The 18,461-nt window shown below is 52.3% G+C and carries 14 protein-coding genes; 7 read left to right on the top strand and 7 right to left on the bottom strand.

The window, feature by feature from the left end; all coding sequences use genetic code 11:
- Positions 1-103: 103 nt before the first annotated feature.
- The 3 genes from BZG81_RS00965 (at position 104) to BZG81_RS00955 (ending at position 2,741) form a co-directional block, all read left to right on the top strand.
- The gene (locus BZG81_RS00965; RefSeq protein WP_025744251.1) at positions 104-835 is read left to right on the top strand and encodes a glutathione peroxidase; all 732 of its coding nucleotides are present in this window, start codon (positions 104-106) and stop codon (positions 833-835) included.
- 52 nt (positions 836-887) lie between these two features.
- Positions 888-2,339: a dihydrolipoyl dehydrogenase gene (locus BZG81_RS00960; RefSeq protein ID WP_077676556.1), complete on the top strand. Its 1,452-nt coding sequence runs from the start codon at positions 888-890 to the stop codon at positions 2,337-2,339.
- A 162-nt stretch (positions 2,340-2,501) separates the two neighbouring features.
- A complete protein-coding gene (locus tag BZG81_RS00955) occupies positions 2,502-2,741 on the top strand; it encodes a DUF3624 domain-containing protein (protein ID WP_077676555.1) in 240 nt (79 codons plus the stop codon).
- A gap of 17 nt (positions 2,742-2,758) precedes the next feature.
- Here BZG81_RS00955 and argH read toward each other — a convergent pair whose 3' ends face one another.
- The 4 genes from argH to argC are packed head-to-tail and all read right to left on the bottom strand — an operon-like array spanning position 2,759 to position 7,747.
- Positions 2,759-4,645, bottom strand: a complete 1,887-nt coding sequence (gene argH, locus BZG81_RS00950) for an argininosuccinate lyase (RefSeq protein ID WP_077676554.1) — start codon at positions 4,643-4,645, stop codon at positions 2,759-2,761.
- 35 nt (positions 4,646-4,680) lie between these two features.
- On the bottom strand, positions 4,681-5,892 hold the full coding sequence (locus BZG81_RS00945; RefSeq protein ID WP_077676553.1) for an argininosuccinate synthase: 1,212 nt from the start codon (positions 5,890-5,892) through the stop codon (positions 4,681-4,683).
- A 55-nt stretch (positions 5,893-5,947) separates the two neighbouring features.
- Positions 5,948-6,727 (bottom strand): acetylglutamate kinase, encoded by a 780-nt coding sequence (gene argB / locus BZG81_RS00940; protein ID WP_077676552.1) that lies wholly within the window; start codon positions 6,725-6,727, stop codon positions 5,948-5,950.
- A 9-nt stretch (positions 6,728-6,736) separates the two neighbouring features.
- The gene (gene argC / locus BZG81_RS00935) at positions 6,737-7,747 is read right to left on the bottom strand and encodes an N-acetyl-gamma-glutamyl-phosphate reductase (protein ID WP_077676551.1); all 1,011 of its coding nucleotides are present in this window, start codon (positions 7,745-7,747) and stop codon (positions 6,737-6,739) included.
- Between the two features lie 532 nt (positions 7,748-8,279).
- Between argC and ppc the strand changes: the two genes are divergently transcribed.
- From ppc to BZG81_RS00920, 3 genes are all read left to right on the top strand, one after another.
- A complete protein-coding gene (ppc, locus tag BZG81_RS00930; RefSeq protein WP_077461540.1) occupies positions 8,280-10,913 on the top strand; it encodes a phosphoenolpyruvate carboxylase in 2,634 nt (877 codons plus the stop codon).
- A gap of 189 nt (positions 10,914-11,102) precedes the next feature.
- Positions 11,103-12,380, top strand: coding sequence for an O-acetylhomoserine aminocarboxypropyltransferase/cysteine synthase family protein (locus BZG81_RS00925; protein WP_077676550.1), 1,278 nt, complete (start codon positions 11,103-11,105; stop codon positions 12,378-12,380).
- A 56-nt stretch (positions 12,381-12,436) separates the two neighbouring features.
- Positions 12,437-12,985, top strand: coding sequence for a PadR family transcriptional regulator (locus tag BZG81_RS00920; protein WP_077660328.1), 549 nt, complete (start codon positions 12,437-12,439; stop codon positions 12,983-12,985).
- Positions 12,986-13,089: 104 nt separating this feature from the next.
- On the opposite strand, the gene metF is transcribed toward BZG81_RS00920, so the two are convergent.
- The 3 genes from metF to metB form a co-directional block, all read right to left on the bottom strand.
- Positions 13,090-13,989, bottom strand: coding sequence for a methylenetetrahydrofolate reductase (metF, locus tag BZG81_RS00915; RefSeq protein ID WP_025744244.1), 900 nt, complete (start codon positions 13,987-13,989; stop codon positions 13,090-13,092).
- Between the two features lie 281 nt (positions 13,990-14,270).
- Positions 14,271-16,712, bottom strand: coding sequence for a bifunctional aspartate kinase/homoserine dehydrogenase II (locus BZG81_RS00910; RefSeq protein WP_077676549.1), 2,442 nt, complete (start codon positions 16,710-16,712; stop codon positions 14,271-14,273).
- Between the two features lie 75 nt (positions 16,713-16,787).
- Positions 16,788-17,948, bottom strand: a complete 1,161-nt coding sequence (gene metB / locus BZG81_RS00905; protein WP_077676548.1) for a cystathionine gamma-synthase — start codon at positions 17,946-17,948, stop codon at positions 16,788-16,790.
- A gap of 186 nt (positions 17,949-18,134) precedes the next feature.
- On the opposite strand from metB, the gene metJ reads away from it, so the two are divergent.
- Positions 18,135-18,452, top strand: coding sequence for a met regulon transcriptional regulator MetJ (metJ, locus tag BZG81_RS00900; protein ID WP_025673335.1), 318 nt, complete (start codon positions 18,135-18,137; stop codon positions 18,450-18,452).
- Positions 18,453-18,461 lie beyond the last annotated feature (9 nt).

Raw genomic sequence — 18,461 nt, 5'->3', positions numbered from 1 at the left:
AGCGATTAGAACTATCAATCTTATTTAGCAATACTAGACCCATCAAAACACAGCGAGTCACTTCTCGCTTAACAACTTTAATTGAAAACAAAAGGAACGATTCATGACAGCAACCAAAGAAGGCCAGCCAGTACCACAAGTAACCTTCCGCACTCGCGAAGGCGATCAGTGGAAAGACGTGACCAGCGATGACATCTTTGCCAACAAAACCGTCATTGTGTTCAGCCTGCCAGGCGCGTTCACCCCGACGTGTTCTTCTTCGCATCTACCACGCTATAACGAGCTGTACCCTGTCTTTCAACAACACGGCGTTGATGACATCGTTTGTGTCTCGGTCAATGACACCTTTGTAATGAACGCATGGAAAGCCGACCAAGATGCTGACAACATCCATGTACTACCTGATGGTAACGGTGAATTTACCGATGGCATGGACATGCTGGTCGACAAAAATGATCTTGGCTTTGGCAAACGCTCATGGCGCTACAGCATGCTGGTGAAAAACGGCGTGGTCGAAAAAATGTTTGTTGAGCCAAACGAACCAGGTGACCCGTTCAAGGTCTCTGATGCCGACACCATGCTGGGCTATATTGCTCCTGAGCATAAACTGCAAGATTCGATCACCGTGTTTAGCAAGCCAGGCTGCCCATTCTGTGCCAAAGCAAAACAAGCACTGATCGATGAAGGACTTCAGTTCGAAGAAATCATCCTCGGTAAAGATGCCACCACGGTCTCTTTGCGCGCAGTCACCGGCCGTGCCACGGTGCCACAAGTATTTATCGGTGGCCGTCACATCGGTGGCAGCGAAGAGCTCGACACTTACCTAAACCAGTAATCCGCTGTTTGGGCGGCAGCCTTGCCGCCCGTTATTTTCCCAGGAGAAAGCAATGAAGACATTAACGGTTGATGTGGCTGTGATTGGTGGCGGGACCGCCGGACTCGGTGCCTATCGCGCGGCAAAAGCACATACAGATAGCGTGGTGATGATTGAAGGCGGCCCGTATGGCACCACCTGTGCACGTGTTGGCTGCATGCCATCCAAACTGTTAATTGCGGCCGCCGAAGCGGCGCACCATATCGACAAAGCGCCCGGTTTTGGTGTCTACCCAGGCGGAAGTACCGAGATAAATGGTCGTGAGGTAATGGATCGGGTTAAACGCGAGCGTGATCGCTTTGTCGGCTTTGTATTGGAAAGTGTCGACGACATCCCCGCCCAAGACAAAATCGATGGCTATGCACGTTTTGTCGATGATCATACCTTGATGGTTGACGATCACACCACTATCCATGCTGACCGCATTGTGATTGCGACCGGCTCGCGTCCGAGCTGGCCCGAGGCCTGGAATCACCTCGGTGATCGTTTGGTGGTTAACGATGATATTTTCGAATGGGATGACTTACCTGAATCGGTCGCCGTGTTTGGTCCGGGCGTGATTGGCCTTGAACTGGGTCAAGCGTTACACCGCCTCGGTGTCGAGATGACTATGTTTGGCGTCGGCGGCCAAGTGGGTCCACTCACCGACCCAGATATCATGGCATATGCGGATAAAACCTTCAGCGAGGAGTTTTATCTCGATGCCGATGCCAAGGTTGAAGAGATGATCCGTGAAGGTGATAAGGTCCAAATCCGTTACCGCGACAAAAACGGCGAAAGCCAGTTGCGTTGGGTTGATTACGTGGTTGCCGCCACCGGTCGTCGCCCCAATGTCGACAAACTTAACCTTGACGCGACGAGCATCAAAGTGGACGCACGCGGTGTCCCAGTAGCCGATAGCTACACCCTGCAAACCACCGCAGCGCATATTTTTATTGCCGGTGATGCTAACAACCAAATTCCACTACTGCACGAAGCGGCTGACCAAGCCAGAATTGCCGGTGACAACGCGGGGCGCGGCAAAGATATCCGTGCGGGACTGCGCCGTAGCAAGCTATCCGCGGTCTTCTCCGATCCACAAATTGCGATGGTGGGCGAAAGCTATAAAGCAATTACCGATCGTCTCGGCCCATGTGGCTGTTTTGAAATCGGTGTGGTTTCCTTTGAGGGACAAGGTCGCTCACGGGTCATGCTACGCAATAAAGGCTTATTGCATGTTTATGCCGAGCAAGGCACAGGGCGTTTCTTGGGCGCAGAAATGATTGGGCCGAACGCCGAGCACTTAGCACACTTACTCGCCTGGGCTCACCAAAACCAAATGACCATTTCGCAAATGTTGGATATGCCCTTTTATCACCCAGTGATTGAAGAAGGGGTACGTACCGCACTGCGTGATGTCAACGCCAAACTCAAACTCGGGCCAGAGATGATCAAACACTGCATGGATTGCGGCCCAGGCTGCTAATTCACTGTCCTTTTCGCCGAACGCTCGGCGCTTTACAGGCAATGCCTGTTGCTTCCCCAAGCACTTGCTTACCTTTTGCCCTCCTTCGTGGAGGGCTTTTTTGTATCCAACGACTCACTGCGCCACAATGGCGTATCGCCCTCACTGACCAAGAGAGCCCATATGGCTTATAAATATTGTCAATCTGGCATTTGGAAGCAGAAGTTAGGACACTGCACGCGCTGTATGACCCAACTTGCTGTCATTTCTGCCATACTTTGGCCGTTTTGGTGGTGGGCCTATGCCGACACGCCACGGCAAGTTGAATCGATCGCATTACTGTTCGCCGCTGGCAGTGCCAGCGCGCTGCTGCTGCTTCATTTGCTGATTTATCCGTTTCGGCGCAACAGAAAGCGGCCCTAAAGCCGCCCCACACTTTTTCACTCAATCTCTGCATGTGAGAAGGTCGAGATCGTCGCCGGTCCCGCAATGTTATAGGTCAGAGCCACTTCATCACAGGCGTGGAAGCGCGGACAGATTTCACAATCTTTCATCACTTTCTCTGGCAATTGCGATTTCGACACTGAGGTAAAGCCCAACTGGGTGAAAAACTCGGGCACCCGGGTGAGGACAAAGACTTGCTCAATCGCCATTTGCTTGGCTTTTTTAATCAAGTGCATCATCAACGCCGTGCCGTGTCCTTGGCGCTGCCAGCCCGCTTCAACCCCTAAGGAGCGAATTTCTGCCAGCCCTGAGTCGTAAATATACAGCGATCCGCAGCCGGTCAAATCTCCTTGATGCTCAGATACTGCAAACAGGCCAATACTACGCACTAATTCATGACGGTCGCGCGGTAAGTTCTCCCCCAATTTCGCCCAATACACCACCATGCCTTCAATGGTATCCAAATCGGTGAGCCGCGCCGAGCGCACCGTGACTTTGGGGGTAAAGCGCTTATCCAAGCGCTTTTGCGCTTCTTGAATAGCAAAGCTGACCTGCTCAGGTGCCACCCCTCCCAGTGCCCGACGTTGGGCCAAGCAGGATTCAATCGTGAGCATGGCATACACATCATCTTCAATCACCGGTGAGAATTGCTGCAAGGTTTCTAGCGGCAGCGCTTCCAGCGCACACCCTTGCTCAATGGCTGACACCACCGCCACGCCAACAATATGGTGGGCTTCACGGAACGGGATCCCTTTGCTCACCAAATAATCGGCCAGCTCGGTCGCATTGGCATGACCTTGCTGCGCCGCTTGCAAGGTTTTGTCTTTATGGATGGTGATGCCTTCAAAGCACAGGGCCGCCATGTCTAAGCAGTCATGCCAGGTGTCCATGGCATCGAATAGCCCTTCTTTGTCTTCTTGCATGTCCTTGTTGTAGGCCAGCGGCAAGGCTTTCACTGTCATCATCATTGCCGACAAGGAACCATACACCCGACCCGTTCGACCACGTATCAGTTCTAACGCATCGGGGTTTTTCTTCTGTGGCATCAGCGACGAGCCTGAGGTGACGGTATCGGCCAGCTCGATAAACCCGGACTCGCCCGAGTTATAGAAGATCATGTCTTCGGCCATCCGTGACAGATGCAACATCGACATGGATGCAGCAGACATCATCTCCATCACATGATCGCGGTCCGAGACCGAATCCAAACTATTACGGGTGGCCCGTTTAAATCCCAGATTTTGTGCCAAGGCATCACGGTCAATCGGATACGCGGTCCCTGCCAGCGCCCCCGATCCGAGAGGGCAGGTATCCAAGCGACTAAGCGCATCTTGCAAGCGGGTGGTATCGCGCTCAAACATCTCCAGATAGGCCAGACACCAATGGGCAAAGGTCACAGGTTGTGCACGCTGCAAGTGGGTGTAGCCAGGCAGCACGGTACCATGGTGCTGACCCGCCACATCCACCAGCTGCTGCTGAAGCTTATCGAGAGACAGCAAGATTTGCTGGCCTTGCTGGCGACACCACAGCTTGAGATCCGTGGCCACCTGATCGTTGCGCGAGCGTCCGGTATGCAGCTTTTTGCCCAAATCCCCGACTTTGTCGATCAGTTGCTGCTCAACCCAGCTGTGAATGTCTTCAGCCTCCGAGTTTAAGATCTGCTCAGGGTTTTCCATCACCGACAACTTGAGCTCGTTAAGTGCGAGCTCTAATTGCTGTTGCTCGTCTTCACTCAGCACGCCCACTGAACGCAAGGCTTTCGACCAAGCAATGGAGCCCACAATGTCTTGCTCTGCTAAGCGATAGTCAAAGCGCAGCGAATCATTAAACGCTTGAAACCGTTTGTCTGCTGCTTGACTAAAGCGTCCGCCCCATAATGCCATGCTGTCTCTCCTTACTGCTCACGATGCTTTTTTAATTAGGATTGTTTTTGTTTGTTCAGTGTCCGAATCCGGCTCGACAGCGAATACAAACGGATAAAGCCTTCGGCGTGGCTGTGATCGTAGACGTCATCATCACCAAAAGTGGCAAAGTCTTCCGAGTACAAGCTATTGGTCGAGCGCTTTTGTACCACCGTCGCTTGCCCTTTATAGAGTTTGATTACCACCTCGCCCGTTACCGGCGCGGAGAGAGAATTGGCCGCGGCAACAATCGACTGACAAAGTGGCGTAAACCAACGCCCATCATAAATCAGGTGAGAGGCTTTTAAACCGAGTTCCTCACGGAACTGATAACTCTCTTTATCCAGCACCAATTGTTCAACGCCGCGCAGTGCTTCCATGATGATGGTGCCACCCGGGGTTTCGTAGCAGCCGCGGGATTTCATCCCCACCAAACGGTTCTCAACGATATCAATCCGTCCCACGCCATGTTCGGCACCTTTGTCATTCAATAGCGTTAGCACGTCATAAGGCGACATGGATTCACCATCGACCGAGACCACTTCCCCGCTTTGTACTCCCAAGGTGACAAACTCGGGCGTATTGGGCGCCTCTTCCGGCGCGACAGTCCATACCCAGCAATCTTGGTTGGCCGCCGTCCAGGTATCTTCTAACACGCCGCCTTCGGTTGAGACGTGCCAAGCATTGGCATCACGTGAATAGATTTTCTCAAGGCTCGCCGTGCACGGAATATCACGGGCGGCCAAGTAATCGAGCAGGGCTTCACGACTGGTGAGATCCCACTCACGCCAAGGCGCAATCACTTTCAGCTGCGGCGCCAGCGCGGAGAAGGTGCTCTCAAAACGGACTTGATCGTTCCCCTTTCCGGTACAGCCGTGGCAAAGCGCATCCGCGCCGACCTCGAGGGCGCACGCGACCTGCGCTTTGGCAATGATAGGACGCGCCATCGAGGTGCCAAGTAGGTACTTGCCTTCATACACCGCACCGGTTTTCAGGCTGGGATAAATATAATCCGCCACCATTTCGTGTTTTAGATCGGCGATAAAACACTGTGATGCCCCCGAAGCGAGCGCTTTTTGCTCAATGCCTTCGAGCTCTTGCTCGCCTTGACCGACGTCGGCGACAAAGGCGACGACTTCACAGTCATAGTGTTCTTTTAGCCAGGGAATGATGGCCGAGGTATCCAATCCACCCGAATAGGCCAGTACCACTTTGTTGACTTTGCTCATCTTGCTCTCCTTAAATCATGATGCGACGGTTTGAGTAGCGTCGTTATACGTCTTATTAACTGGCGCTAAACCGGGTGCCGATTTGCTGGCCATCGAATAATTGGGTGAGTTTTTCTGGGTAACGCCAAGTGGCAATCTCCACCGGTTTACCCAGTTCGCGGGCGGCGGCAAACGCCGCGTTGACCTTGACCACCATGCCATCGGTGATCACGCCTTTTTCTATCAGGTGTTGCGCATCCAGCTCGGTCAAACAGGGCAGCAGATGGCCTTTGCCATCCAACACACCACTGACATCTGACAGCAGCACTAGCTCCGCCCCGAGAGTGGTCGCCACCGCGACCGCTGCTTGGTCGGCATTAACGTTCATCAGCTCACCTTGGTCACTGATACCAATCGAGCTAATAATGGGGACACAATCTGCGGCCAGTACCGCCTGCAGCAGGCTGGGATCGCCGGCGCTGGCTTCTCCCACCGCACCCAGCTCAGGATCCAACTGGCTGACCTGACACAGGCCACCATCGGCCAAGCTCAAGCCACAGCTTTTAATGTTCGCCTTACGCGCTTCGGCTAACAGCAACTTGTTTGCTGTCCCTGCCAACGCACCGGTGACATAATCAATCTGGTCGGCGGGCGTGACCCGTAAGCCTTGTTTTTTCACACTGGTGAGGTTGAGATTTTTAAGCAGATCATCGACCAAGTAACCGCCACCATGCACCAGCACTAACGGGCGCTCCGCCTCACTGCGATAGGTATTGATCGCGCCGAAAACCTTGGCGAGGGTCTCGCTGCAGCTCAGTGCCGCACCGCCTAATTTAATCACTAATGGCGTTTTCATCCGTTTCTCCTAGACAATCGCGGTAGTTTCGGCAAAGCCAAACTTCAGGTTTAAACACTGCACGGCTTGGCTGGCCGCGCCTTTCAGTAAATTATCAATCGCACTGGTAAGGATCAGATGCCCATGCGCGGCCTGATAGCCAATATCGCAAAAGCCGGTATGTTGCACCGCGTGTAGCTTGGCCACCTCACCGGTAGGAAGCACCCGTACCAAAGGCGCCTCTTGATAGGCGTGAGAGAGTGCCTGCCCTACCTCGGCCTCACTAACACCTGGCGCTAATTTGGCGGTAATGGTGGCAAGAATGCCGCGCTTGTAGCTGCCAAGGTGCGGGGTGAAAATCACCGGCGTATCTAGGTGTGCGGCAATCTCTGGCTGATGACGATGAGAAAACACCCCGTAGGCATGCAGGCTCACTTCGCAAAAACTGTTGGTCAGACTCGCTTTGCGCCCCGCGCCCGTCACGCCGCTGGTAGCATTAATCACCGGCCACATTTGTTTATCCAACAAGCCTGCATCCAGCACAGGTTTGAGCGCTAATTGACTGGCGGTGGGGTAACACCCAGGTACGGCGACTAGCTGCGCTGCTTGCAATGCCTCACCCTGCCACTCGGCCAATCCATACACGGCTTGCTCAAGCCATGTCGGCGATTGGTGCGCAAAACCGTAGTGTTCGGGATAAAAATCGGCTTGATTGACCCGATACGCCCCCGACAAATCAAACACCACGCAACCTTGAGCCAGAAAAACCGGCGCCAATTCATGACTGACCGCATGCGCGGTGGCTAAAAACACCACATCAGCTTGCTTGGCGACATCCTGTGGCGAGGACAATGGCATCAGTGGCATATCCACCACGCCACGCAGTTGCCCGTGCAACGCGCTCACAGGACGATTAGCGTCTTCACTGCCTGCCGAGACATATAAACCGGCCAAGTGCAATTGCGGATGGCGATGGACAAGGGCGACAAGCTCGGCTCCTGTGTAGCCACTGGCACCGACAATAATGGTGTTAAGTGTCATGGGTGTCTCTCTTTATGGATATTTAAGGCGTGCTGCGGCGCAGCAGAGTATCGAGGGCGTAGCGGATAGCCACGCAAAGCAGGCTAGCGTCGTCGAAGGGCAAGGATATTGTGTTTGGCGGTACCTAGTATCATGGTCGACTCGTCTTAGAAAATATTTTTATTCATAAATAGTGAATGGTTATTTTTTATCGCATTCCCGTTTACCCGTCAACCCCAAAAAGCGTAAAAAATCACTTTTAATCTCTATTTATTCATATTAGAGCAATAATTCTATCTAACCATGCAAATAACACGGTCGTCATTTACGACAAAATCCCACGATGACGAGCGCGGAGAGACCCTCTAGAAGCTAGCAAACATGAAAGCTGAAACTTTTTTTCATCTTTTGAGGTGGCTCTATGATAAGCATCAAATCCGGTAGCCAGTTTTCGCGCTAACTTGCGGTTAAGTTGACCCGATCACGCAACATTCGCTAGATTGGGTCTTTACAGTCACAGTAGGATGTAACTTTGTTACAGAATGGATACGCTATGAACGAAAAGTACTCTGCCTTAAAAAGTAACGTCAGTATGCTTGGCCATCTGCTGGGCAACACCATTGAAGATGCCCATGGCCCCGCACTTTTAGAAAAAGTTGAGGAAATTCGTCAGCTCTCAAAATCGGCTGCAGCAGGTAATCAGGATGATCATGCTAAGCTGAAAACCGTGCTGCAAAACTTACCCGCAGACCAACTGCTTCCGGTCGCCCGCGCCTTTAGCCAATTTTTGAATCTGACTAATATTGCTGAGCAATACCATACGGTGTCGCGCCAATCTGACACCCATGAGTGTAGCCCCGATGCGATTGATAACCTGCTCCGACGCGTCAGCCAAGGTGAGATTGATGCCAATGACGCGCAGAAGGCGATCGCCGATTTAAAAATTGAGTTAGTCCTGACCGCGCACCCCACTGAAATTGCGCGCCGTACCACCATTCATAACTTGGTGCAAATCAATAAATGCTTATCCAAACTCGAGCTGAGCGACTATTTAGGCGCCGACGAGCGAGCCAAAACCGAGAAACGCCTTGAACAGTTGATTGCACAAGCCTGGCATACCGATGTGATTCGCCAAGAGCGCCCGACACCGCTCGACGAGGCCAAGTGGGGCTTCGCGGTGATTGAAAATTCATTATGGCAAGCAGTGCCCGCATTTTTACGCCAATTCGATCAGCAGCTTGAGAGCCATTTAGACATCAACTTGCCCATTGATGCCAAGCCAGTACAAATTTCCTCTTGGATGGGCGGTGACCGCGACGGCAACCCGTATGTCACCAGCGAGGTCACCCGTGAAGTGATGCTGCTTTCACGCTGGAAAGCCGCCGACCTGTATTTGCGTGATGTGCAAGATCTGATCAGCGAACTGTCGATGACTCAGTGTGATGACACCGTGCGCGAGATGGCCGGCGAGGCGCACGAACCGTATCGCGCGATCTTGAAAACGCTGCGCAGTCAGCTCAATCACACATTAAGTTATTTAGATGCCAAGCTGAAAGGCGAACGCACGTCATCACAGGGCATTCTGACCGACACCCAGCAGCTGTGGCAGCCATTACTGGCGTGTTATCAGTCACTCCACCAATGCGGCATGGGCATTATTGCCGACGGTAAGTTGCTTGATTTGCTTCGCTGCGTGCAATGTTTTGGTGTTCACTTAATCAAGCTCGATATTCGCCAAGAAAGCACTCGTCATGCCGATGTGCTCTCAGAAGTGACCCGCTATTTGGGGATGGGCGATTACGCACAATGGAGCGAGCAAGACAAACAAGCCTTCTTGATCCGTGAATTGTCCTCGAAACGGCCGCTATTACCCCGTGATTGGACCCCGTCGGATGACGTCAAAGAGGTGATCGACACCTGCCGGGTGATTGCCCAGCAGCCGCGTGAAGCGCTTGGTGCCTATGTGATTTCAATGGCGAGGACCGCCTCGGACGTGCTGGCGGTACATTTGATACTCCAAGAAGCCGGCTGCCCATTCCGCATGGATGTGTGCCCGTTATTCGAAACCTTGGACGACCTGAACAACGCGGAATCAGTCATTGGCGAGCTCATGGCGATTGATTGGTACCGTGGCTTTACTCAGAACTTCCAAATGGTGATGATAGGCTATTCGGACTCAGCTAAAGATGCCGGGGTGATGGCAGCCGGTTGGGCGCAATATCGCGCCATGGAAGCACTGGTCAACTTATGCGATGACCAAGGGGTTGATTTAACCCTCTTCCATGGCCGTGGCGGCACCGTAGGCCGTGGCGGTGCGCCCGCCCATGCCGCCTTGTTGTCACAGCCCCCTCGTAGTTTAAAAGGTGGCCTCCGTGTGACCGAACAAGGCGAGATGATCCGCTTTAAACTGGGGCTGCCCGATGTCGCGGTCAACAGTTTGAACCTCTACACCAGCGCCATTTTAGAAGCTAACCTGCTACCGCCACCAGAGCCCAAACAAGAGTGGCGTGCGCTGATGGATACCTTGAGTGACATTTCTTGCCAAGCCTATCGCGATGTGGTTCGCGGCCATGAGCAATTTGTGCCTTACTTCCGCTCCACCACACCAGAGCTTGAGTTAGGCAAATTGCCACTGGGATCGCGCCCTTCCAAACGTAACCCCAATGGTGGTGTCGAGAGCTTACGGGCAATTCCTTGGATTTTCGCCTGGAGTCAAAATCGCCTCTTACTTCCAGCTTGGCTGGGCGCTGGACAAGCGATCGATCATGCCATTTCCAAAGGCCATAAAGCCCAGCTAGAAGAAATGTGTCGTGAGTGGCCATTCTTCTCCACCCGGCTTGGCATGCTGGAGATGGTGTTTACCAAAACCAACCTCGATATTGCCAAATACTATGATCAGCGTTTGGTCGATGAAAGCCTCTGGCCTTTGGGTGAATCACTCCGCGATCAATTACGCCAAGACATTCAAGTGATTTTGGCGGTGGAAAACAGCGATAACCTGATGGAGCAAAACCCATGGGGCGCTGAGGCGATTCGCTTACGTAATATTTACGTCGAGCCACTGAATATGCTGCAAGCTGAGCTGTTATACCGTACACGGCAATGTGAAGAGGACGATCAGTCGCTTGACGATGCCTTGATGATCTCCATCGCGGGCATTGCCGCAGGCCTGCGTAACACTGGCTAATCGACTCAAGCCGTACCCTCGGGTGCGGCTTTTTTTTTGTATCAAGCGAGCGAATAGAAACCGACGCACACGCGAGATTTTTTATCCATAGCCACGTCTAAGGCTTGCTGTTACATTGATAGTATTATTACTATGGAAGGTCGCGGTGACGCGATTTAACAACGCAAAGGAAAACGCAAAGGAATTGCCATGAAAGACGAAACCCTCTCGATTCATCACGGTTATCAGACCGATCCGACCACCAAATCAGTCGCTACCCCCATCTATCAAACCGTCGCCTATGAGTTTGATAACGCCCAACATGGTGCTGATCTGTTTAACCTCGATGTGCCGGGCAATATCTATTCGCGGATCATGAATCCCACCAACGATGTATTAGAACAACGTGTGGCGGCATTAGAGGGCGGTATCGCAGGCCTATGCGTCAGTGCTGGCGCCGCGGCAATTACCTATGCAATCCAAACCCTGGCCAAGGCCGGTGATAACATTGTCGCCACGCCACAGCTTTACGGCGGCACCTATACGCTATTTGCCCACATGCTTCCTGAGCAAGGCATCGAGGTACGTTTTGCCCAAAGTGACGACGCCAGTGCGATTGAAGCGCTGATTGATGCCAATACCAAAGCGGTGTATTGCGAATCGGTTGGTAATCCGGCCGGCAATATTGCCGATATCCCCGGTCTTGCCAAGGTTGCCCACGCGCACGGTGTCCCTTTGGTGGTCGACAATACCGTGGCGACGCCCGTGCTATGCAAACCGATTGAACATGGCGCCGATATCGTGGTGCACTCGCTAACCAAATACATTGGCGGCCATGGCACCACCCTAGGCGGTATGATCGTTGATGGCGGCACCTTTGATTGGGTGGCACATCAAGCCCGCTTCCCGCAATTTTCACAGCCCGAGCCGGCGTATCACGGCGTGGTCTATAGCGATACCTTTGGTCCGGCGGCATTTATTGCCCGCGCGCGTACCGTGCCTTTACGTAACAGCGGCGCCGCCTTATCGCCGATGAACGCCTTTATGTTGATGCAAGGTCTCGAAACCTTGAGCCTGCGTATGGAGCGTCACTGCGAGAATGCCAAAGCGGTGGCGGATTACCTTGCCAGTCATCCAGCGGTGGCATGGGTGAACTATGCCGGTCAACAAAATCATCCTCATTACCAACGTGCCCAGTCGCTTATCCGCGGTGGACTGCCCGCATCACTGCTGTCTTTCGGCTTAAAAGGTGGCTTTGATGAGGGGGTACAGTTTTATGATGCGCTGAATGTATTTAAACGCCTGGTCAATATTGGTGATGCTAAGTCACTTGCTTGCCATCCCGCCTCTACCACCCATCGTCAACTGAATGAGCAAGAGCAAGCGAAAGCCGGGGTGACCCCAGAAATGATCCGTCTTTGTATCGGCATTGAGCATATTGATGACATCATTGCCGACCTTGAACAAGCATTGAGTGCAGTAAAATAGCCCGAGATAGGCGACTCATGCGAACCGATTGTCATAAATAAATGTGGATATAAAAGATGTCACTTCCCCATGTCATACTGACGGTACTCAGCAACTGCGAAGCCACGGGTTATGATATTACCAAGGCGTTTTCTACCACTATCAGTAATGTGTGGAAAGCCAGCCATCAACAGGTATATCGTGAACTGACTAAGCTCGCCGAGCGAGGTGCTGTGACCTATCGACTTGAGCCGCAAGTCGGCAAACCAGATAGAAAAGTCTATGCCATCACCCCTGTCGGCACCGAGGTGTTAGAGGCGTGGTTTATCCAAGCGCCTAAGCTGGCCCCGCCTCGCGACGAGTACGTCGCACGCCTACTCAGCTGTGAGGTCTTGGATCCCGCGCCGATGCTCGAGCATATCAATAACTTGATTGCGGAATCACAACAACTACTTAATCATTATGCTCTGCTTGAGCAGCGTGATTACGGTCAATCCACATCATTAACGCAACAGCAACGCCTCATGCGATTAGCATTACGACGCAGCATTCATCAACGTCGCGCTTGGATGGCCTGGGCGCAAGAAGTGCGCGATGAGCTTACGATGCTGGCCGCCAGCGCCTAATCAAAACAATAAACACAACTCGCAACCTAGGCGCCCCACGAAACGGGGCGCTTTTTTTGGCTAAAGGTAAACCGGTTTAGCGGTTTAGCGGTTTAGCGGTTTAGCTAAGGTGCGACAGCCAATGGGCGAACCCCCAAAGTATGGCAAAGTGCATAGGTCAATTCGGCCCGATTGAGGGTATAAAAATGAAAATCTTTTACTCCTTCACGGCTGAGCACGCGCACCATATCGATAGCAATCGAGGCACCGACCATCTGCCGGGTCACAGGGTCATCCTCAAGACCTTGATACTGTTTGTGCATCCACTGTGGGACACGCACATGCGTCATTTGCGCAAACCGAGAAGCTTGCTTAAAGTTGGAGACGGGCAAAATCCCCGGCACAATCTCGACATCAATCCCCGCCGCCACACAGCGGTCACGAAAACGTAGGTAGCTTTCCACATCAAAGAAAAACTGGGTAATGGCACGACTGGCACCGGCATCGACTTTCCGTTTCAGATTAATGAGATCCGCTTGCGCACTTTTCGCTTCCGGATGCACTTCAGGATAAGCGGCGACAGAAATATCAAAGTCATGTTCTTCTTTGAGCAACCGCACCAAGTCAGCCGCATACATAGTCGGCTTTTTCTCCGGCGACGGTAAGTCTCCGCGCAAAGCCACAATGTCACGAATACCATTTTGCCAGTAGTCACGGGCAATATGGCGCAGCTCATCTTCAGTGGCATCGATACAGGTTAGATGGGGCGCCGCCGCGACCCCCGTTTGATCATGAATACTTTTCACGATGTCATGGGTGCGATCACGCTCACCAGAATTGGCGCCATAAGTCACTGACATAAACTTAGGTTTAAGCCCTTTGAGGCGATGCACGGAATTCCAGAGGGTTTCTTCCATACTGGGCGTGCTGGGCGGAAAAAACTCAAATGAGACGTTAATATCACCGTCTAAGTCGGCAATATTCTGATTAAGTGCATCAATGTGGCCTGCGTGCGTATAGCTCATACCCTCTCCCTGCAACCGGTTTTATTCGCGATGATGTGCGTTTTTGGTTTATACGTTTAGACGTCCATATGTCTAAAGGTTGTCGTTATTTGGGTGAAATGTCAACGATCTCGGCCATGAAAAGAACTCATAGTATTATGAAGATAGTCAACATGCAGGAAGCAACCGAGAGCAGCAGCCAAAAGCGCGTCATATAACGTGATCTTCAGATAAAAAAAAGCTGTCTTATGTGGAGTAAGACAGCTTTCACGTTTGCGAAGATCACGTTTACTAAAAGGACATTAGTGAAGACGCCCAATTAAGCGATTCAAATCCGATTGTATCGCCCCAGCGGTGACATCCCGCCCCGCCCCCGGTCCGCGGATCACTAATGGATTTTCACGATACCATTGGCTTTCAATCGCAAACACATTATCACAGGGCAGTAGATGCGCCAGCGGATGCTCACTCGGTAAGGTTTCTAAGCTCACCTGCGCATTACCATTGGCTTCTAGACGCGCCACATAGCGCAACACGGCGCGATCTTGCTGCGCTTTTTCCAATCGCTCCTGTAAACACGCATCCATTTGATGGGCGTTATCGAGAAACGCATCTAACGACAAAGATTGCAGCGCTGGCGGTATCAGTGACTCAACCTTGACCTGCTCGGGCTCCAATGACAGGCCCGCCTCTCTTGCGAGAATCACTAATTTACGCACCACGTCGGCACCCGACAGATCGTCACGCGGATCAGGTTCAGTTAGCCCTTGCTGCCATGCCTGTTCAAGTAAAGCACTGAACGGGACCTCGCCGGTGAATTGCAAAAAAAGCCAGGATAACGTGCCGGAAAAGATCCCTGAGAGTGCGAGGATATGATCACCGCTTTCACGTAAGTCTTGAACCGCATAGTTAATCGGCAGCCCAGCGCCTACCGTGGCGTTATATAACCAATGGCGCCCCGTTTTCGCAAACGCATGTTGAATCGCATGGTATTGTTCGGCCGGTGCCGCGCCGGCTTCTTTGTTGGCGGAGATTAAATGAAAACCATGCTCGGCGAGACGCGGATAGAGAGCTGCCAGTGAGGTATTGGCAGTGACATCCAAAATCACCACATCATCATAAGGATGATTCAATAAGCGTGTTAACCATTCATCATCAAAGTATGGCGTGCCATTGTCATCAAAGTCATCCCTGATCTGCATTGGATCGATGCCAGCAAAATCTAACCATTGATTACGACTATCTACCACAGAAATCAGTGACACCTCCTTGCCATGACGCTTTTCGAGGTGCGATTTTTGCTCGGCAAACAAGCTGAGCCAACGCGCGCCAATGTTTCCTTTTCCTACCAACACCAAGCCAATGCGACGTTGGGCTTGGAACAGCGCATCATGCAAGCTGGCCACAAGGGCAGGCGTATGCACTTGACGCAAAATCGCCACCATGCTCAGTCCAGATGCAGATTCACTGATAAACTCTACAGGCTGTGACTTCAGCTGCTGATAAAAACCATGACAGTGCACGGGATTATTGACCACGCCGGCTCCGACGGCAGCAACCATGTTAAACCCTTCGCGCAGCTTCAACTCCGCGGATAGCCCGGCATCCTGGATCTGGGCCATGACCGAGGCCACGACCTCCGCCGTAAAGGCCAGCAAGATACGATACTGATCATCTTGATAATCCGTCGCCAGTGGTTGCACTTTCAGCTGAGAGAGGATGCGGCTCAACTCTTGTTTAATTGCCTGAAAATCTTGCCCGCGGGCGACATCAAACTGCAATAGGCACACATCATCCAAAGATGTAATGATTTTTGCCCCGCGTCCGGTAGCCAGTACACGCTCTATATGGGTCGAGCCACTATCGGGGGCCTGGGTACAACGTAAGGTCAGATCGGTCGCACTTTGCGCCACTGGCTGTAAAGTACGGCTATGAAGCACGGGCGCCGCCAAGCGTGCCAATTCGCCTGCTTCATCCAATCGGATTAAGGGTAACAAGCAAGCATTCTCGACGTGGCGTGGATCCGCACTGTATACACCGGCAACATCACTCCATATAGTCACGCGGCGGACCCCCGCTAACGCACCGAGTACCGTGGCCGAATAATCTGACCCGTTACGCCCCAAAAGCACGGTTTCCCCAGCTTGATTTTGCGCCATAAATCCCGTAATCACGACGTGAGATTGCGTGTGCTGAGAAAGTTGCTGCCGTAATAGTGGCCATGATGCGCCGCGATCGACCTCGGGTTGAGCCGCACGTTCCGCGCGTAAACAGTGGCGCGAGTCCAACATCACCGCCTGACGACACTGCTGATTAAGCAGCGCGGCTAATAAACGCGCCGACCAAACCTCTCCGAACCCTTGCACATCGGCTTGTACGCTGTCGCTCAGCGCTGTCTCCCCGAGCGACGCGATCGTCGCGATGTCAGCAGATAAGGCATCAACCAACTGTTGTTTGTGATCACCGTTGATCAGATTTTCAATCAAGTCTTGCTGAAAGGCACGGACGCCTTGCAAGGTCTCATGCGCCAACCGGCCATCTTTGCCCAGTTGAGCGAGCCAAGCAATGAGCTGATTGGTCGTTTTCCCCGCCGCAGAGACCACAATTAAGTCGTGCGCCTTTGCATGCCCCGTCAGCACATCGACCACACGGCGATAACAATCTGGGCTCGCTAAACTGCTGCCACCAAATTTATGCAATTGGCGTTGTGATTCGGGGGCGGTGTCCATCGGTTGCGCGTGCATGGCGAGGTCTCTCTTGGTCTCAATAAATATCAATAAAGCGGCGTGCTATGACAGCAACACCTATAGCAATCGGTTTTACTGGTTAGCTAAATGGGCGAAGGCATGCGCCAAATCGGCCACTAAGTCTTCTGCGTCTTCTAGTCCAATAGAAAAACGCAGCAACGTCGGGGTAATGCCAGCCTCGGCTTGCGCGTCATCACTCATCGCACGATGGGTCATTGACCCTGGATGCGTGACCAGACTTTCTACCCCGCCCAGCGACTCGGCAAGCGCAAATAAGGATAAGCCTTCAATAAAACGTGCGATCCCAGCGGAGTCCGTGTCCAGCTCGAGGCTGAGCATACTACCAAATCCAAACTGCTGACGGGCGGCAATGTCATGGCCTGGATGTGTCGCCAAACCGGGATAATAGAGTTGCCGCACCGCAGGGACTGTTTGCAAATAGGCTAATACCGCTTGCGTATTTTGTTGATGTTGTTTAACCCGAGCGCCCAAAGTACGCAACCCTCGCAATGTCATATAACTGTCAAAGGCGTTGCCTGTTGCGCCCAAGCAGTTGCCCCACCACGCTAATGTTGCAGCCAATTCAGGCGTCTTCGCCACTACAGCGCCACCGACAATATCAGAGTGACCATTAATAAATTTAGTAGTGGAATGCACGATGATGTCCGCACCCAGTGAAAACGGCTGTTGGAGTGCTGGCGATAAAAAGGTGTTATCGACCACCACCCATGCCCCCACTTGGTGGGCCTGTTGGCAGATTTTAGCAATATCGACCACACGCAATAGCGGATTAGAGGGTGTTTCAACTAACACCAGTTTCGGCTGTTTTGCCAGCGCAGCGGTTAACGCCTGGTGATCAGATTGATCGATAAAACTGACCTGCCAAATCCCTTGCTTGGCGCGTGACTCTAACAAGCGATAGGTACCACCATAACAATCGTGCGGTGCAACAATATGATCCCCTGCATCCAGTAAAGACAACACCAAGTTAATGGCTGCCATCCCACAGTTGGTCACCACGGCACCGGCTCCGCCTTCCAGTTCCGTTAACGCTTGCTCTAACTGAGCTCGAGTTGGATTGCCCCCACGGGCATAATCATAAGTGGGAACGTCGCCAAAAGCAGGAAAACGATAGTTGGTTGATAAATACAAAGGCGGCACAACCGCATGATGTTGCGTGTCAGTGCCAATTCCTGTTCGAACGGCAATGGTGTCGGTTTTTTTACCTGTCATGGTTCATCCTTGCTCTTGTTGCGCTGGCACGGTTTACGTGATCCAGTCGTCATCATACTACTTTACCTCGGCGCTTTTGGGACGTCAACACTTCTAGACGTCTAAACACCTTTGCATGTGGCGGTTAATATAGCTAAAATCTCCGCAGCATCATTCTGGGTATTCCATAATCAAGATAGGTGAGACATGGCGCAGTGGAACGGCGATTACATTAATCCGTATGCCGAACATGGTAAAAAGAAAGAGCAGGTAAAGAAGATCACCGTCTCTATCCCACTTAAAGTATTAAAAATTCTTACTGATGAGCGCACTCGCCGTCAGGTTCATAACCTGCGTCATGCGACCAACAGTGAGCTATTGTGTGAGGCATTTTTACATGCCTATACCGGGCAGCCTCTGCCAACCGATGACGACATCCGTAAGGATAAACCCGATAGCATTCCTGCCGAGGCACGTCGGATCATGGAAGAGTTGGGTATTGAGTTTGACGACAGTGAATACTAAACAAAAAAA

This window comes from Salinivibrio sp. MA607 (assembly GCF_001996245.1).
In the GTDB taxonomy this organism is placed as follows: domain Bacteria; phylum Pseudomonadota; class Gammaproteobacteria; order Enterobacterales; family Vibrionaceae; genus Salinivibrio; species Salinivibrio costicola.
Note: the sequence above shows the minus strand (reverse complement) of the source record. Positions and strands in the feature narration are given on the sequence as shown.

What these genes read in the sequence shown, in the direction of transcription:
- BZG81_RS00960 (WP_077676556.1), top strand. Translation starts at nt 888, where the DNA reads ATGAAGACATTAACGGTTGATGTGGCTGTGATTGGTGGCGGGACCGCC.
- BZG81_RS00920 (WP_077660328.1), top strand. Translation starts at nt 12,437, where the DNA reads ATGTCACTTCCCCATGTCATACTGACGGTACTCAGCAACTGCGAAGCC.
- metJ (WP_025673335.1), top strand. Translation starts at nt 18,135, where the DNA reads ATGGCGCAGTGGAACGGCGATTACATTAATCCGTATGCCGAACATGGT.
- argH (WP_077676554.1), bottom strand. Translation starts at nt 4,645, where the DNA reads ATGGCATTATGGGGCGGACGCTTTAGTCAAGCAGCAGACAAACGGTTT.
- argC (WP_077676551.1), bottom strand. Translation starts at nt 7,747, where the DNA reads ATGACACTTAACACCATTATTGTCGGTGCCAGTGGCTACACAGGAGCC.
- BZG81_RS00925 (WP_077676550.1), top strand. Translation starts at nt 11,103, where the DNA reads ATGAAAGACGAAACCCTCTCGATTCATCACGGTTATCAGACCGATCCG.
- BZG81_RS00910 (WP_077676549.1), bottom strand. Translation starts at nt 16,712, where the DNA reads ATGCACGCGCAACCGATGGACACCGCCCCCGAATCACAACGCCAATTG.
- BZG81_RS00965 (WP_025744251.1), top strand. Translation starts at nt 104, where the DNA reads ATGACAGCAACCAAAGAAGGCCAGCCAGTACCACAAGTAACCTTCCGC.
- metF (WP_025744244.1), bottom strand. Translation starts at nt 13,989, where the DNA reads ATGAGCTATACGCACGCAGGCCACATTGATGCACTTAATCAGAATATT.
- BZG81_RS00945 (WP_077676553.1), bottom strand. Translation starts at nt 5,892, where the DNA reads ATGAGCAAAGTCAACAAAGTGGTACTGGCCTATTCGGGTGGATTGGAT.
- ppc (WP_077461540.1), top strand. Translation starts at nt 8,280, where the DNA reads ATGAACGAAAAGTACTCTGCCTTAAAAAGTAACGTCAGTATGCTTGGC.
- argB (WP_077676552.1), bottom strand. Translation starts at nt 6,727, where the DNA reads ATGAAAACGCCATTAGTGATTAAATTAGGCGGTGCGGCACTGAGCTGC.
- BZG81_RS00955 (WP_077676555.1), top strand. Translation starts at nt 2,502, where the DNA reads ATGGCTTATAAATATTGTCAATCTGGCATTTGGAAGCAGAAGTTAGGA.
- metB (WP_077676548.1), bottom strand. Translation starts at nt 17,948, where the DNA reads ATGACAGGTAAAAAAACCGACACCATTGCCGTTCGAACAGGAATTGGC.